The 18083-nt window shown below is 48.4% G+C and carries 11 protein-coding genes; 7 read left to right on the top strand and 4 right to left on the bottom strand.

Annotated elements, in window-relative coordinates; genetic code table 11:
* Positions 1-106: 106 nt before the first annotated feature.
* Entirely contained in the window at positions 107-991 is an 885-nt protein-coding gene (gene xerD, locus AC5YBZ_RS13880; RefSeq protein ID WP_494521587.1) for a site-specific tyrosine recombinase XerD, read from the bottom strand.
* 229 nt (positions 992-1220) lie between these two features.
* A complete protein-coding gene (brnQ, locus tag AC5YBZ_RS13885) occupies positions 1221-2537 on the bottom strand; it encodes a branched-chain amino acid transport system II carrier protein (protein WP_494524828.1) in 1317 nt (438 codons plus the stop codon).
* 463 nt (positions 2538-3000) lie between these two features.
* Here brnQ and AC5YBZ_RS13890 point away from each other — a divergent pair, with 463 nt between their 5' ends.
* The 6 genes from AC5YBZ_RS13890 (at position 3001) to AC5YBZ_RS13915 (ending at position 12799) form a co-directional block, all read left to right on the top strand.
* Entirely contained in the window at positions 3001-3729 is a 729-nt protein-coding gene (locus AC5YBZ_RS13890; RefSeq protein ID WP_494543729.1) for a tRNA1(Val) (adenine(37)-N6)-methyltransferase, read from the top strand.
* A 149-nt stretch (positions 3730-3878) separates the two neighbouring features.
* Positions 3879-5108, top strand: coding sequence for an ATP-dependent RNA helicase SrmB (gene srmB / locus AC5YBZ_RS13895; protein WP_494521017.1), 1230 nt, complete (start codon positions 3879-3881; stop codon positions 5106-5108).
* Positions 5109-5321: 213 nt separating this feature from the next.
* Positions 5322-6536: an efflux RND transporter periplasmic adaptor subunit gene (locus tag AC5YBZ_RS13900; RefSeq protein ID WP_494543058.1), complete on the top strand. Its 1215-nt coding sequence runs from the start codon at positions 5322-5324 to the stop codon at positions 6534-6536.
* Entirely contained in the window at positions 6536-9673 is a 3138-nt protein-coding gene (locus tag AC5YBZ_RS13905) for an efflux RND transporter permease subunit (protein WP_494543059.1), read from the top strand. Before AC5YBZ_RS13900 ends, AC5YBZ_RS13905 begins: the two co-directional genes overlap by 1 nt.
* Before the next feature lie 115 nt (positions 9674-9788).
* Positions 9789-10391 carry a TatD family nuclease-associated radical SAM protein gene (locus tag AC5YBZ_RS13910; RefSeq protein WP_494543060.1) on the top strand — a complete coding sequence of 201 codons (603 nt, stop codon included), beginning with the start codon at positions 9789-9791 and terminating at the stop codon, positions 10389-10391.
* Between the two features lie 176 nt (positions 10392-10567).
* Entirely contained in the window at positions 10568-12799 is a 2232-nt protein-coding gene (locus AC5YBZ_RS13915) for a PAS domain-containing protein (protein WP_494543061.1), read from the top strand.
* Positions 12800-12811: 12 nt separating this feature from the next.
* Here AC5YBZ_RS13915 and AC5YBZ_RS13920 read toward each other — a convergent pair whose 3' ends face one another.
* Together AC5YBZ_RS13920 and AC5YBZ_RS13925 are read right to left on the bottom strand one after the other, a co-directional pair.
* Complete coding sequence (locus AC5YBZ_RS13920) at positions 12812-13765, bottom strand: LysR family transcriptional regulator (protein WP_494543062.1); 954 nt, start codon at positions 13763-13765, stop codon at positions 12812-12814.
* A complete protein-coding gene (locus tag AC5YBZ_RS13925) occupies positions 13752-14729 on the bottom strand; it encodes a LysR family transcriptional regulator (RefSeq protein ID WP_494543063.1) in 978 nt (325 codons plus the stop codon). Before AC5YBZ_RS13925 ends, AC5YBZ_RS13920 begins: the two co-directional genes overlap by 14 nt.
* 489 nt (positions 14730-15218) lie before the next feature.
* On the opposite strand from AC5YBZ_RS13925, the gene AC5YBZ_RS13930 reads away from it, so the two are divergent.
* Positions 15219-17396 carry an OmcA/MtrC family decaheme c-type cytochrome gene (locus tag AC5YBZ_RS13930; RefSeq protein ID WP_494543064.1) on the top strand — a complete coding sequence of 726 codons (2178 nt, stop codon included), beginning with the start codon at positions 15219-15221 and terminating at the stop codon, positions 17394-17396.
* The last annotated feature ends 687 nt before the right edge of the window (positions 17397-18083 follow it).

Genomic DNA, 18083 nt, shown 5'->3' on the forward strand with positions numbered 1-18083 from the left:
ATTAAGCAGCGATTGCATCAAATTACATAAGTGGTCTGCTATATAGACCCGACTAAAGGCTGAAAAGTTACATGTTCAAAGCACGGAAAGCAAATTATTCCACCGCCTACCCTCTTGGATGGTGCGCTTGATGCAATTTAGCTAATCTGGCCTTGGCCACATGGGTATAAATTTGGGTGGTCGACAGGTCGCTATGGCCAAGCAACAACTGTACAACCCGCAAGTCGGCGCCATGATTAAGCAGATGAGTAGCAAAGGCGTGGCGGAGTGTATGAGGTGATAGGTGCACCGCAATGCCGGCCCGTAATGCATAGAGTTTAATGCGATGCCAAAAGGTTTGCCGCGTCATCATGGTGCCCCGTTTCGAGGGAAATACCACATCGCTGCTGTTGCCTTTTAACAGTTCAAAACGCGCCGACGCCAGATACTGCTCAATCTCTGTCACCGCCATCTCCCCCAGTGGCACTAATCGCTCTTTACTGCCCTTACCGACAATACGTACCACCCCTTGACGCAGGCTGAGTTGATCCAGCGTCAGCCCAACCAATTCCGACACCCGCAAACCGCTGGCATACAGTAACTCTAACATTGCCCGATCGCGACACTCGATTGGCTCATCGACATTGGGCTCACTCAGTAATCGGTCAACATCGGCTTCGCTGAGCGAATCGGGTAAGGTGCGCGCCAATTTAGGCGGTTTGATCATCGCCATGGGGTCGATAACGATGCGCTTTTTAGCCACCAAATACTGATAAAATCGCCGTAAACTACTGACGAGTCTGGCGCTGCTGGATTTAGCAAACCCAGTATCGAAGCGCTGACTGAGATACTCTCTCACCAGCACAGCGTCAACCTCGATAAGCGCTGCATGCTGGCTTTGGACAAAGCGATCAAAATGGCACAAATCGCTTCGATACGCTTGCAGTGTGTTATCGCTTAGCCCCTTCATCGACCATAGATCATCGAGAAACGGCTCGATTAAGGGGTCCATTTGATACTCTTGTTGGCTTGAAGTCACGCGGTGTCCTTATACAAAAACGGTGTTAACTCAACTGAATTAACACCGTTATCTTACGCGATAGGCCAAGATTGTCGCAAACAACAAACGCACTATCTGGCTTATGACTTATCTACTGTGCGAACTAGATGAGCCGTGCAAACGACCAAAGGTTAGCTCGCAGCGGTTTAAGCTAGTTAATAGATGATGAGCGCGGTTCACCTTAATTGAGAACCGCCTGCGCCTTTGGGCGTTTGAGCATCAAGCAAGCAATAATCGCCAGCCCTGTAGGCAACAACCAAGCCATGCCTTCATTGTGCATCGGCATCGCATCAAACACACTCATGTCGAGCCCCGCCGCCTTTAGGCCATCGATAACGCCAAAGAACAGGGCCACGCTTAACACTAAGCGGTGAGCCAGTGCTGGGCGATCGAAATATTCAGTCAGGTAGGTCACAGCAACCAGCGCAATCGCCACCGGATAAACCGTCACAAGCACTGGAATACTGATACTGATTAACTGAGCTAAACCAACGTTGGCCACAGTGACACACGCTAGGCTCATGATCACGACCAATAACTTATAGGACAAGCTAGGCAGCAACTCATTAAAGTATTCGGCACAAGCTGATACCAGCCCCACCACAGTGGTTAAACAGGCTAAGGTAACAACCGCTGCTAACAAGAGCTGGCCCGCGGCACCAAATTGAACATTAACATAATTGGTCAAAATCACGCCGCCGTTATCAGCACCCTCTGCCAAATCGCCCGCGCTGGCACCAAGGTAAAATAATGAGATATACACAAACGCCAAGCCTGCGGCAGCAATAAATGCCGCGCGCACTAAATACTTAGTTTGCTCCTTGGGTGCTTCAACCCCCTTCTTACGCAAAATATCGATAATCAACATACCGAAAATAAGCGACGCCAGGGTATCCATGGTGTTGTAGCCTTCTAAAATCCCCTTCGACAGCGGACTATGTTGATACTCACCCACCGCTTGGCCGATATCGCCGCTGGGCAGCACTATGACTGAAACCGCTAAGCCAAGTAACAATAGCAACATGATGGGGGTCAGTACCTTGCCGACACTATCGAGTAATTTACCCGGAAACAGTGACAGCAGCATAGCGATACCAAAGAAGATCAGGGTATACAGCAGCTGCGAACCGTTAAGCACGAGCCCCAGCAGCGTAAAGGTGTCATCACCAAAATCAATAAAGGGCTTAAATCCCATCTCATAGGCCACCAAGCCAGCACGCGGCGCGGCAAATGCAGGGCCGATGATGATATAAATAGCCACAGCCAACATGGTCGCGGCGACGGGAGGTAACAACCCCATGATTTTGCCGTTGGCTTTAGCCACTGCAATCAAGGTAATAAGGGGTAAGGTTACCGCTGTCAGTAAAAAGCCAATCATGGCTAGTGACATATTTTCACCGGCTAAAAAGCCAGCCAATGGCGGGAAGATTAAGTTTCCCGCACCAAGAAAAAAAGCAAAGGTCATAAAACCTAAGCTTAATGTATCGGTCATACTCATTTTATTATTCTGCACACAACGCCCCGTTAAACTGCTTTTATAATGATCTCAATCACTTGTGGAAAATAAGCCGATAATCTTCACGACATTCATTGCGTGTAAACATTTAATTACACGACCTTACGGTAAATCTAGCCGCTTAAGACTACTTTTTGAACAACAGCAGAATCAACTAACGCCAACAATGCATTCAAACTGGATTACCTAAACCAATTTACGGGCTTTCGCCGCAAACTGGGGGACTACTATTAGCAAAATAGCTATCGATTAACAAGCAAACAGCGGCCACAAACGACGATTAACACCAAAAGTTTAACAAGCCTAAAACAGACACACCCCATTCATTACATCAGGCTACATTTCATCATAGTTAGATCCACTGCATTTATCCGGTGAGGCCCAGCTTTGCCCGACATTCACTATGCAGTACAATGACGCCATAGTTTGTATTACCGATATTCTTATGCCTTTTAGTTTTAAGCAGTTTCACATTGATGATCGCCATTGCGGCATGCCTGTGAGCACCGACGGCGTGCTCTTAGGCGCTTGGGCGCCCTTGACTGAGGCAAGCAAGATTCTCGATATCGGTGCAGGCAGTGGACTCTTATCTTTGATGGCCGCCCAGCGTAGCAAGGCAAACATCACCTCTATCGAACTGGATAATGATGCCGTCATCGACTGTAGCAACAACATTAATCACAGCCCGTGGGTCTGTAGAATCACCTTAATACCACAGTGCATCAATCAATGGCTGAGCCAGCTTACGCAGCCAAATTTATTTGATCATATAGTGTGTAATCCGCCCTATTTTGACAACGGGCCGCGGGCCGCCACTGACCGCCGCGCGCTGGCTCGCCATACCCAAGGCTTAAGTTTTCCTCAGCTATTAGATGCGATAAAAACACTACTGCACCCTGAGGGACGCGCCAGTCTCATTTTGCCTACCCAAAGCCTTACGGCGTTTTTATCTCTGCTCAGTGCACATCAGCTCACCCTGCTCAAACGCGTCGATGTGGCCAGTGTCGAAGGAAAAATCCCCCATCGCCATCTATTATTACTGGGCCATCAAGGGCAAACACAGCCAACAGCATTTCTCTCAGATAAACCTGAGTCCTTGTGCATTCGAGATAGCAGCGGCAATTACACTAAAGAGATGGTGGCACTGACTCAGGCGTTTTACCTCAAGCTCTAAGCATTAATCAGTGCCAATAGCGACTGATGGCTGTCGATAAAGCCCCCAAAGTGGCTTATTGATTATCCACCAGTCGCTGATGACTATCCTCGCACTTGAGTCTAATTTCGGTGTATAATGCCGCGCTATTATTCACTGAGACGCAGCGCATGCAATTTGAAGATTTCCACCTTGACGAGACTTTACTGAGGTCACTCAAGGCGATGGGCCACAATACGCCCACCACCATCCAGCAACAGACCATCCCACTCGGGCTTGAGCAGCGAGACATTCTTGCGCGCGCCCCAACCGGAACCGGTAAAACGGCGAGTTTTTTGCTGCCCGCGCTGCAGCATCTTATCGATTTCCCACGCCGTTTTTCTGGCCAAGCTCGGGTACTGATTTTAACCCCGACTCGTGAGCTTGCGAGCCAGATCCACCGCTATGCGTCTCACCTGGCTACCGACTTAGATTTAGATATCGCCATTATTACTGGCGGCGTGCCTTATGCACCGCAAGAAAAGGCGCTGAGTGAGAATGTCGACATTCTTGTGGCCACGCCTGGCCGTTTGATGGAATACCTCGACAAGGGGCAGTTTGATGCTCAAGAAGTTGAGATCTTAGTCATAGATGAAGCCGACCGCATGTTGGACATGGGCTTTACCTCTATCGTACAGGCCATCGCTATCGAAGCGCAGGGCCGCAAACAGAACATGTTATTCTCGGCCACACTCGAAGGTGGCGGTGTTAGCCGTTTCGCTCAAGAGCTGCTGACCAATCCTGTCACTATCGAAACCAAGCCGCCGCGCAGCGAAAAAGCCAAAATCCATCAGTGGATCCATTTAGCCGACGATAAAGAGCATAAATTTGCCTTGCTGTGCAGCATCTTGCAACGTGAAGATGTGACCCGCGCCATCGTATTCGTTAAAACCCGTGAAGTGGTTGCCAGCCTCGAAGGCCAGCTTAAGCGCGTAGGCATTGATTGCGCCTTTATGCGCGGTGATATGGAGCAAAAAGCACGCTTTCAAGCCCTAGGGCGTTTCACCAAAGGTGAAGTCAGAGTGCTACTGGCTACCGATGTTGCCGCGCGTGGTATTGATGTTGACGATATCAGCCACGTGATTAACTTCGATATGCCACGTTCGGCCGATACCTATGTGCACCGTATCGGACGCACAGGCCGCGCCGGTAACAAAGGCACCGCCATTTCACTGGCCGAAGCCCATGATATGCGCATTGTCGCTAAGATTGAGCGCTATATTGAACAACCGTTAAAACGCCGCGTTATTGAAGGCTTACGCCCAAAACATAAAGAGGCTCGTCCACCGTCTAAGAAAAAAGGCAAAGCGGTCGATAAAAAGGTCAGTAAAAAATTTAAAGCCAGCAAAAAGAAAAAGTAACTCACTCGGTTACACTTTGCTGACAACTTAAAAAGCGCCCATCACGGGCGCTTTTTTGTATCGTTAATTTAGCGTTTAGCCGTTGCGTAATCATCAAGATCAACATGTTAACGCCATTTTGACACATTTTAGTTACAAAAAGACGTTTGCCCTAAGTGCAGACTCTGGTAATTTAACAGCCAACGCAATGCAGCATGGAACCGCATCAAGGCAATGATAAAAATAATTCTTCGTAGAACGCTTCCGCCTATTCTAATTCTGGCACTCTTTGGTGGATTAGCCGCGCTGCTCATAAGCACCAAAGAGGCCCCTGAGCAAAAGCCCGATGAGATCCCTATTCCGATTGTCGATGTGATGACGGTGACCCAGCAAACCGTATCGCTAAATCTGCCCTCATATGGCGTAGTCAATCCCAAATACCGCACCCAACTGGTGACCGAAGTTCAGGGGCGTATGCTGACCATTTCCGAGCAATTTGTTGCCGGTGGCATAGTTAAAAGTGGCGATATACTGGCCGAGATTGAACCTTCGGACTATCAAGCCGACCTGATCCAAGCGCAGGCCACACTCGCTCAGGCCAAAGCCCTACTCGATGAAGAGATCGCCCGCGGTCAGGTGGCTAAAAAAGATTGGGAAGACTATGACAGCGGCGCCGCCCCCGAATTGGGACTGCGTTTACCGCAACTGAAAAAAGAGCAAGCTAACGTCAAATTTGCCGAGGCGGCTTTAGCCCGCGCCCAGCGAAACTTAGCCCGAACCGTCATTCGCGCGCCTTTCGATGGCATCATCAAGGTGAGACATGTCGACCTTGGCCAATACGTTACCTTAGGCACTAACCTTGGTGAACTTTACGATACTCGCACCGCCGAAATACGTCTGCCACTGGCCAACAGTGAGATGGCCTATCTCGAATCGGTGGACGACCCCGATACCGAAGTGACCTTAAGCGCCGAACTCGCAGGTCGCACTGTCTATTGGACGGGGAAAATTGTCCGTAGCGAAGGGGTGATCGACGCCGATAATCGCATGGTGTATTTAGTCGCCGAAATTAAAGATCCCTACCTCAGAGACAGCAAGCAAGCTGGACAACTGCCGTTAAAATTTGGCAGCTTTGTCACCGCCGTGATTAAAGGTCGCACCGTTGATGGCATAGTCAAACTGCCGCGCCATATCGTGCGTAACAATCAGGTGGCCATAGTGCGAGATGACAATACCCTTGAGATGCGCAGCGTCAATGTGGTTCGCAGCGATATCGACAATGTCTATATCAAAGACAGCCTAGTGGATGGCGAGCGCATTTCACTGACCACCATCAACAATATGACCACCGGCCAGCTAGTTAAGGTGATAGGCGAGCAAGCTGATGACAACTCGAAGCACGATAGCGAGCCTGCCCCCACCACGTTAATGGCAACAGGTGAACAGTAATGGATACCAAAAAAGGCATTATCGCTTGGTTTGCCCGCAACAGTGTTGCCGCCAACTTATTGATGATTATTTTATTGATTGGCGGGCTCTTTAGTACCGTGTTGATCAATAAAGAGGTGTTTCCCTCATTCGAACTCAACTACTTGCAAGTCTCGGTCGCCTACCCTGGCGCCGCGCCGCAAGAGATTGAAGAAGGGATAAACATTAAAATTGAAGAAGCAATTCAAGATATTAGCGGCATTAAAAAAGTCACCTCCGTCGCCAGTGAAGGCTTTGGCAATGTGACCATTGAGGTTGCCGATGGCTTCGATCCGCAAGATATTCTCGATGAAGCTAAATTGAATATCGATGCTATCTCCACCTTTCCCGACAATATCGAAAAACCCAATATTTTTCGCATTAAGCCTGAAAACAATGTGATTTGGGTGTCGGTCTATGGCGAGATGGAACTGCACCAGATGAAAGAGCTGGCCAAGAGCATTCGCGACGAGCTGACCATGCTGCCCGCCGTCACTCGCGCACAGGTCACTGGCGTACGTGAATACGAGATCAGTATCGAACTGTCAGAAGACAAACTGCGGGAATACAATTTAAGTTTTGCCCAAGTCGCTCAAGCGGTGCGTAACTCCTCTATCGATCTGCCCGGCGGCTCCATTCGCGCCGAAGATGGTGACATACTCCTGCGCACCAAAGGCCAAGCCTATACCGGTGATGATTTTGCCCAAATTGTGGTGAGCACTCGCCCAGACGGCAGCCGCGTCATGCTCCCTCAAGTGGCGACCATTCGTGATGGCTTCGAAGACCGTCTAGAATACACCCGCTTTAATGGCAAACCGGCGGCGATTATCGAAGTGTTGAGTGTCGATGACCAAAATGCGCTGGATATCTCATCGCAAGTTAAAGAGTACATTGAGCAGCGCCGCGCCAGTCTGCCAGCCAATGCCCAATTAGATACCTGGGGCGACCTGACCCATTACCTCAAGGGTCGCTTAAACATGATGATATCAAACATGTTTTATGGCGCCCTATTGGTGTTTATCATTTTGGCCCTGTTCCTCGAGTTGAAATTGGCCTTTTGGGTGATGATGGGCCTGCCTGTGTGTTTTCTGGGGGCGATGTTTATTATGCCGCTAGAGCCCTTCTCTTTATCCATCAACATGTTGACCCTATTTGCCTTTATCTTGGTACTGGGGATAGTGGTCGACGATGCCATTGTCATCGGCGAGAGCGCCTATACCGAAATTGAGCGCCATGGTCACTCGCTGGACAATGTGGTTCGAGGTGCACAAAAAGTGGCCATGCCGGCCACCTTTGGGGTACTGACGACTATCGCCGCTTTTATGCCTATGGTGATGGTATCTGGACCGATGGCGATTATTTGGAAGTCGATAGGCCTGGTGGTGATCCTCTGTTTAGCCTTCTCCTTGGTGGAGTCAAAACTGATTTTACCCGCCCATTTAGCCCACATGAAACCGAGTCGCCCTAACCCTAACCCCAATGCGTTTGTGCGCTTTAAGCTGGCACTCAACCATAAGGTTCAACACTTTATTCACCATAAATATCGAGTGTTTATCGAGCGTTGTATCAAGCATAGATACAATGTGGTCGCCACCTTTGTTGGAGTGTTGATCCTCTCCATCGCCTTGGTGGAAAGTGGTAAAGTGCGCTGGGTCTTCTTTCCCGATATTCCCTCTGATTTTATTCAGGTACGACTGGAAATGGATGTGGGCAGCTCTGAAGCCAACACCTTAAAAGTGGTTAAAGAGATTGAAAGCGCTCTGTATCGCATGAACGATGAGATGGAAGCCGAATATGGCTACCCCGTAGTTAAACATAGCTTTATCAATATGAGCTCGCGTACCTCGGCCTTTATCTTTGCCGAGCTGACCAAAGGGGAAGACAGAGAAGTTGATGGCGTGACCATCGCGTCCGCTTGGCGTGAGGCATTGCCAGAGCTGATTTCGGTTAAAAAGCTCAACATTAACGCCAGCACCAACGACGCCGGCGGTGATATCTCCTTTAGGTTGACCTCTAGCGATCTTGAGCAACTCGCCTTGGCCGCCAATGACTTAAAACAGAAGCTGCGCACCTATGAAGGGGTGTATGACATTTCGGATAACTACTCGTCGGGCAGCCATGAAATTCGTTTGTCGATAAAACCGGCCGCCGAGGCGCTAGGCTTAACCCTGGCCGATCTGGCTAGCCAAGTGCGTTACGGCTTCTACGGCTTTGAGGCGCAGCGGATCTTGCGCAATAAAGAAGAAGTCAAAGTGATGGTGCGCTACCCACTTGAGCAGCGCCGCACCGTGGGCCATCTTGAAAATATGATGATCCGCACACCTCAAGGCACCTCGGTGCCCTTCTCTAGCGTGGCCAATATAGAGCTAGGTGATTCCTACTCCTCCATCACGCGGGTCGACGGTCGCCGGGCGATTACCGTAAGCGCCAACGCCAATACCACGATTGTCGAACCCGCCAAAGTGGTGGCCGAGATCCAAGAGGAGTTTTTACCGCAACTGCAGAGTAAATACCCGCATATCTCCAGCACCTTAGATGGCGGTAGCGCCGACGAACAAAGTGCGATGGTGGGCCTGATCCAAGGCTTCTTCTTTGCCATGTTTACCATCTATGCCTTGATGGCGATTCCGCTTAAATCCTACAGCCAACCTTTGATCATCATGTCGGTTATCCCTTTTGGGATAATTGGCGCGCTGTTTGGTCACTTTATTTTGGGATTATCCATGAGCGTGCTCAGCCTCTGTGGCATCGTCGCGTTGGCGGGCGTGGTGGTGAATGACTCGTTGATCTTGGTCGATTTTGTTAATCGCTCACGCCAGCAAGGCTTATCTTTGGTGCAATCGGCCATTGATGCCGGTTGCTATCGCTTTAGGGCGATTATCTTAACCTCGCTGACCACCTTTGTCGGCTTAGTGCCCATCATCATGGAAAAGAGCTTACAAGCTAAGATAGTGATCCCTATGGCCACCTCATTGGCCTTTGGTATTTTATTCTCGACCGTGGTGACGCTAATTTTAGTCCCAGTGCTCTATATTATTCTCGATGATATTAAGCGCACAGCACGCCGTCTCTTCCAGTGGTGGTGGCAGCCTAAAACCGATGAGGTGATTGAGCCTTAAACCGCTGGCAAACAGGGAGGCATTGCCTCCCTTTTTGATCTAATCGCCATTTTCAATCGCTCAAAGTCGCTACACTGTCCTCTTTACCCCATCAGCTCGGGCAACGTCACCTATCATGAGTCAATCAACCCTAGTCTACGATATTCGTAACAGCCGCTACCTTAACATCACCGGGCGTTGCACCTTACGTTGCCAATTTTGCCCAAAACACAATGGCAGCAAGCAGATCCACGACTATCAGTTAGCCTTAGACCATCAACCTAAGGCACAGGAGCTTATCCCTCTGCTAGGGGAGGTTAGCCACTTCGATGAATATGTGTTTTGCGGCTATGGCGAGCCCACCTTAAATCTGACCACCCTGCTCGAGGTTGCCGGCGCAATCAAAAGCCAAGGCGGCAAAGTTAGAGTCAATACCGATGGCTTAGGCAATCTGTTTCACCGGCGCAATATTTTGCCTGAGTTAGCCCCTGTCGTTGACGCGCTATCGATTTCACTTAATGCCGATACTGAAGCGGCGTATCTACGCCACTGCCAGCCTAAACTCAAAGGCGCCTATCACGCCGTAAATGAGTTTATAAAACTGGCGCCGCAGTATATCGCCAAGGTGCAAGTGTCGGCCATTGATGGCTTAGAAGGTGTCGATATTGCGCGCTGTAAACAGATAGTGCTGGCCGCCAATGCCGAATTTAAACACCGACATTTAGGCGTAGTCGGCTAGCGGCCTTAAGCAGACAATAAGGCATTAGCGAGGCGCATTTGCGCCGAAAAGGTAACCCAATCTAACACCGACTAAACCATGGATATCGTCACGGGTGTTAGTCAATTGTAAGTCACTGTGTTAAGCCGTGAGAATCTGCTAATATAGCCGCAAAAGTAATTAGACAATGACACTCGATGCTGACGCAAAAACTTCCACTATTGATCACAGGGCAAGGACTTCACTGGTCACCGCAACGGATTTTCTCCGTGGCAACACAGATCATTATTTTGCTGATCAGTTCGATTCTATTGACCAATGTGATCGTTACCCTAGGCGAACGTCGCCTGCAGGAAGATTGGGCCGCACAACGATATAGCGAGCTGCAATCGGTTGGCAGCCTGATTGCCGATAGAGTGACATTTCAAAAGTTTAGAACTCAGATGTTTGCTAACTCTGAGCTGCTCAAAAACTATCTCACCAACCCAAGCGAAGCCGGCCAGCAACAGCTGCAACAAAACTGGCAGTTAATGACAGGTAATATTCCTGAGCTGTTCGATATCGCCTTGTTCGATCCTCAAGGTACCTTTAAATTTTCAGCGGCCAGCGAAATCGCCTATCAGGCATTACCCTCCTCATTATTAGGCGGGGCTAGCAGCATGGGCGGTGGTGAAGTTTACACCTCACCACTGGATTTTACTCAGGTCGATGGCAAGATAGAACCCTATCTGTATCAACTGGCATGGCTCGAAAATCCTGATCTGAGTGTGCGAGGCTACCTCGTTACCTACCAATCCATGACGCGCATGCTCAAAAGCATTAAACCCGCATATTCTAGCGAAGAGTCGCCGCTGTTGATGGTCGATACCCAAGGTTTACTCTATGCTGGTGTTAAAAATAAACCCACTATCAATCGTATCCCCGAGACATTGGGCGCCAGTTTACGCCTAAGCTATCCGGCGTTATGGCGAAAAATGGCCACCAGCAATTTTGGCCAGTTTCATGGTGATGATGCCACCTTTGTTTACTTAAAAATTGAGCTAACAACCCAATATGAAACCCGCCGGGAGTATTACTTAGTCTCCTATGTGCGCAACGATGCGATTGCCGCCGATTTTTATGAATGGCGTAATATTGTCATTATTGGCTCAGTAGTATTGACCTTACTGTCGCTGGGATTGATCTTGCTGGTGCATGCCTATCGCATTGCGCAGCGTTCACGGGAATTTAGTATCGATCTCGCCAATCGGCTGTTTCATCAAGATACTGGCTGCATCATCATCAATGACCATAATCGGGTTGTTACCGCCAACGAACAAGCCGCCAGATTATTAAATATCCCCCTAGATGAGCTGTCGGACCGTAATTTACAGCGCATCTTGCAAATGGAAGATGAGGACTATGCGGCGATATTAGTGCAGCTTAATGAACATAAAAAATGGCACGATGTTATCGATTTTGAAGAGCAATGTGGTCACTGTCTTGCCGTCACCATAACCAGTGCACAGCGCCCAGCTAAAAAAGGCAACTACCTGCTAGTGACCTTTAGCGATGTGACCGAGTTAAAACAAGCACAAAAGCAAGCCAACCTTAATCGGCTACTTAATGATAATGCGGTGGCGAGCGCCTTAGTGTTAGTCAATGGCGATCTTACCCTCGCCAACGAAGCGTTTATGCAGTTGCTGTCTATTCACGACATCAACAATAAAAACCTTACCGACCTGCTTAATAACGATTTGAGTTCACAGTGGCCGCGCATCACCCAGCAAATTTTGCTGCAAGGCAGCTGGAAAGGGCAAATCTTATGCGATCCCAACAATCATGAAAACACCTGCCTGCAAGCCACCTTAAAAGGCCATTTAGATAGCGCTGGTGAGATTGAATATATCGTCTGTACCTTAGAGCAGGCACAAACACGCACATTATTACACGACCGGGGCGATTTTATTCCTCATCGCAGCACCATCTTAGTTAACCTGCGGGATTTAGATGATTACTTTAAATCGCTGTCCCCTAAGAGTCGCGATAACTCCAGCCTACTGCTAATCGACATTACCGCCGAAAGCATGCTCAGCCACATGAGTGATATTGGTCAGTTAGAGAGCCGTCAGCGCGAAGTGGAGATCCACTTATTAAAGTCACTGCCAGTGGGCTATCAGATGTCCCATTGGCAACTGGGCAAAGTGATTATTATCTTGCCAGATACCAGCTCGGATGCGGCGCATCATTTTGCGGCCAAGTCACTCAACAGCCTTAATAATATCGGTCTTGGTACTGGTATTTGCATGGGCATAGCCAGCTATCAAGCGGGACAAAATCTAGAGCAATACTTAAGTAATGCCGAAGTGGCCCTGCAGCGCGCAAAACAGATAGGTGAGCAAAGTATTTGCCAAGCCTATACGCGTCACAACGCTGCCGATAAAAAATAGCGCGTATAACGGCTATTGATGCGCCTTGATGATGTAATCCTCTAGGCAACGCTGTAACCAAAACGGCGTGGTCACTTTGCCACTGGCATCTAACTTCAGCCATAGATAAACCGTAGGGTGGCTGAAGTTTTCTAACAGCAACTGATCTTGCTGATAATCAATTTGTTGTGCATGCAATCCATTGATGTTTCTTAAAAAATCAACCGCACCTTGCACCCCTATAATAATAATGGCATCGGAGCTCAACAGGCTGTTTGCGGCGCTGCCCAGATCGGGCGCCGTAGCATATAACTGCAGTTGTTTGCCCACCCGTTTGGCATAACTGCCAAGGGGCGACTTATTGGCAGGAAAAGGCATGGTGATCAGCTTCACCAACGGATAATCAATCATATTATCGATATTGGGGGCTTGCCAAATAGGGTGCTCTTTACGTGCCACAAGATAACCACCGCGATGTTGAATAATCGATTTTGACAAGATAGCGCGGTTATCAGCACGCTCGAAACTGATGGCCGCATCAAGCTCATCATTTAATAATTGCTGCGCCGTGCCCTCGCCCCACGGCGTGGTCGCCACCATCATATCGTCATCACTCACCGCCAGCGCCGCCTGCTTGATACTTTGGGTTAAATTGATCTCCAGTTGCGGCACGGTAGCCACCTCGACATTAGCCGCCATCACCCCTTTGCCGCCTCTCACCAGATGGTCGACCTCTTGGCTACAGGCCATCATTTGGCAAAAAATGGGGTAGAGATTATGCGCCGTTTCGGTCGCCTGAAATTGACTCTCGCGGCGAATAAACAAGGGATCATCAAATACCGCCCTAAGGGCCGCCAATGCTCGGCTCACTTTGGGCTGCGACAGATCTAGATGATTTGCCACCTCGATAGCATTTTTTCTCACATAGACTAGGCAAAAAATCTCTAAGGTGGCTAACGAAATATCGAGTAATTTATCTTTTGGCATCAATGGCTCCATCACAATGTAGGATCACATTGCCTTGAATGTAAGACGCTATCTCAGCCTCAACCCACAGGTTCGCTTGATTGCCCTGCCTCAGTTTGGTCAGGTAATGACGATGGCCGTCTGCGCGTAAATTAAGCAGTCGATTTTGGTCTTCAGGCAAGGCGACCGCATGCAGCTTGGCTTTGGCACATAAAAACGCAACCGCATCGCGATAACAGATCAAGGCTAAGGCATCGCTACGCTCAAGCTGGATCATCAAATCTGCCAACAGACACACCTTGGCCACCATGTTAATTGACCGCCCTTTATCTAAGGCATACATCGCCAGCGGATCGTGCCCTTGCTCAAACTCATGGCCATTAAAACTGATATAAGGGTACTTGAGCATAGTATCGACATCGATACGGCTATCGCCCTTAAAAATAGGATGTTGTTGATTACCCACCACCACATAGGCATTGGCTTTAGCGACAAATGCCGACGACAAACGCTCGGAATTATGGGCTTCAAAGGTCACCGCTAAATCCACCTCTAAGCGGTTTAACAGCTTATCGATATCATTGCTACAGGTCTTAATATTAAAGCAGTATTGCAGCTTTAATTGCGACGCTTTATCTTGCAGATAACTGAGTAAATTAAGCGATAATGGCGGCGGGCAGGTAATGGTCATCTGCTGGGTCACCTGTGTATTTACCGGTTGCGACAAGGCCAAACTGGTCTCAGATAGGGTGAGCAACTGTTTTAAGTGAGGATAAATCGTCTTTGCGAATGGGGTATGCTCAAAACCATGTTGCTTACGAATAAACAAAGGCTCATCGAACGAGTGGCGTAAGGCTTTTAAACTGCGACTAATTTTTGATGTCGCCACCCCTAATTGTTGCGCGACTTCGGTAGAGCTTAATGTTTCAAACAATAATACAAAGACTTTAATATTAAATAGACTATTGGTATTAACTCGACTCATGCCTCTCCTTTTTCAGGATCCATGTCACCTATATTGACTAATCGCTTAGTTTACTGAGCGCTAATTTAAGGTAAATTGCCTCGCAATACGATTACGCAGAGTAAAGAGTGATACCCAATGCAAAGATTTTGTTAAATATGTGACACAGATAAAACCCATCTCAACTCATCAGCTTCTAATTATCCCCCTAGGTCTCACCCCCGCCCTTAACCCCTACCAAGCAAGATTCACAATTGTGATTTGCGCAATATGAATATTAGAGTTCCCCTGCGTGAATTTTGAACTAAAACGCCACCAATAATAAAAATACCAGTGAATTACACCAATATTAACGCAGCAAACAGGCCATTAAATCCAATTTGTGACGCAATAAATAGCATATTCACCATTTATCACTGCAGTCGTTAAAGTGATGCGCTTCATATCGAACATCGCTACCAATCTTTAACATTTCAAGCAGCTACACCCAGTGGTTAATCTTGGAGATAAATGATGATAAAAACAAAAACAACCACACTGGCGCTACTCATTGCTTCGTCAATGATGTTGGCAGCTTGTGGAGATGGAAATGATGGTAAAAACGGTGTTGATGGTGAAAACGGCCAGCCTGGCGTGCCAGGACAACCCGGCGGTAACGGCCTCAATATCGACATGGCTGACGAAGCCATCGCCAATATCAGCAGTGCGCGTTACGAAAATGGTATTATTACCGTCGACTTTAGCCTTGAAAATAGCCAAGGCGTTGGACTAATAGGATTAAATGGCACGAATCCCTTTCACGATTTTCGCTTCTCATTAGCCCAGTTGCAGACCAAAGATGGCACCGAGCTCAAGCAGTGGTTTTCACTTCTCAATGAAACCACCAATGATGCCGGCACCACCTTTGAGCAGGGCTTTGAAAAGATAAACGACTGCCCAGAGTGCTTAACCGATCATCACGACGGTACTTATACCTATACCTTTAACACCAATCTGACCACGGCCGACGATCCTGCTGGCGTCAGTTTCGACCCACAACTCACCCAACGCATCGCCATTGAGATGCAGTTTGAATATGACTCAGGCCATGAACTGGCAGAAAATGCCCATTTCGATTGGATCCCATCGACTAATGCCAGTGAAGGCATAGAGACGCGCGATCTGGTCACTATGCAAACCTGTTACACCTGCCACCAACCAGACAGCCTAAAAGCCCATGGCGGCCGTCGACTCGATATGGAAAATTGCCAGTCTTGTCACAATGGCATAGTCACCGATCCTAACGCTATTTCTGTCGAGTTAGGCCATATGGTGCACGCCATCCATATGGGGCCACACCGTGAAGGTAAAGACAGCGAAGGTAATGTGGTACCCATGCCCTACACCATCGCAGGTTATGGTGGCGCTCACGCCTTTGACTACCCGGCTTTCCCAACTAAACCCTTTATGGATTGCGCCGCCTGTCACGTTGAAGATGACAGCTTAGCCGATAAAGATCTCTGGCTCGCTAATGCCAATGCCAACGCTTGTACCGGTTGTCATACCGACTCTCCTGTGCAGCATAAGTCAGATAAAAACCCAGAGCTGACCTGTACAGATTGTCACAGCGCTGCGGTGCATAACGACCATGCTAAGCCTTACCAAGCGGCAAAAGCCTATGACGCCGTCGTCACAAATGTTGCCATCAGCGTCGCCAATGAAATTAGCTTCGATCTGAAGATAATGGATGAAGCGGGTACGCTTGTCAGCCAAAATGAAGTCTATAAACAGGGTTACAGCAAGCCTTATGTTGTGGTCAGCTGGGATGTTGAGAAAGATTATCCAGATTTTGATCAATCCCCCTACAGCCAGCGCCGTATCGACATTAAAGATCCAACGAAAGCAACTTGGAATAGCGACAACAGTGTTAGCGTTAAGGTCGCGATGAACTTCCCAGCCGATATCGCTTCACGCTCACTAGAAGTACTGCCAGTGCTTAAAGTGTGTTTCGAAGAGAGCAGCACTAACCGTACTAGTTGTGATGCGACCAATGCATATCCTGCCTATGTCCAAACAGAGGCGTATCGCACCATCCTTAACGACACCGCTGCGGTTGTTGCACAGCGCCGCGCGATTATTGATGAGCAAACCTGCTACGATTGCCATAGCTATGAGTTTTACCATGACTCAAATGGCGTCAATTGTATCGCTTGCCACACCAACGATAAGAAACTCGGTGCGGTCGAAGATGCTAATGGCGACGCACTTGCTTCGGGCGAAATGAAGTCCACCAGCTTTATGTATAAAGCCCATAAGGCACAAGGTCATGATAATGGCCATGGCGGTAGTGGTACCCTACTGAAGACTGACTGCACCACTTGTCATGCTGAAGTCGAAGGTTGGAGTGGTAAAGATTATGGTTTCGAGCTCGGTCGTAATGCAGGCCAAGCCCATGCTGTACCTAGCTTTATTCCAGGTAAAAACAACGATCCCGCGCTAACGCCAGTTGCCACTTGGTATGCTTCATCTGATGCGGCTTCGTGCATTAGTTGTCACCAGAAGTATCTGTCAGATGCCGCTATGGCACACATGCAAAATAACGGCGCCTACTTTGGCCCAGATAAGCAAGAAGCCAAAGACGCTAAAGAAGCCTGTGCGACTTGTCATAGCCCAGAGAAAATTATGGAGCACCACGGACACCAGCTATAACTCACAAGTGATACCCCATTAGGTGCTTGGTGATACCAAGCACCTACACTAACCCTGCAAAGTTAGTCCCTGCAAAGTCAAAAGCGCCCTCGGGCGCTTTTTTATTCACTCGACATTATCAATTTAGCGTCTAGCAGTTGGATAAGCTGTGCGGCTGAACCGTGTTCGAGGGGGCAGATTACTAATCGCGATTTTGAAGAACATTAGCGTCTGACGAAGTGGATATTGGGGCAGAGGCTTGAAGGTCGATGATATTTTCTTGAGTAGCGGCTGGCTGCATTTTCATTTATTGAAAGTGTTTGAAGGTGTACCTTCATGACAATCTATCACCTGCAGTGGTAATCCTCCCATTTTTAACTGCCAATTCGATATCCCTATCTCTCCCTTGGAGAGTGTCACTTCGTGATACCTCGCCATGCCATCAACGTCCGCAGCTGCATCTACACAGGGTTATTTCATCTCTTCGATTTGACTGCATTTGCTGTGAGCTGCTAGTTCAAAAGCTAACTAGATTCTGCCCCAAAGTTTGGTGACCTTGAAATGAAGGCTTGGCATTTTTTTAAGTTTACTTGAGTAGCGTTATGCTGAATTTTCATTTATTGATGTGCTATGAAAACGCACCTTAATGGCAATTAATAGCCTGCCACAGGCTTTATGTGCAAGCGCTCTTTTGGCTCGCTGTGAATA

This window comes from Shewanella sp. 553 (assembly GCF_059338375.1).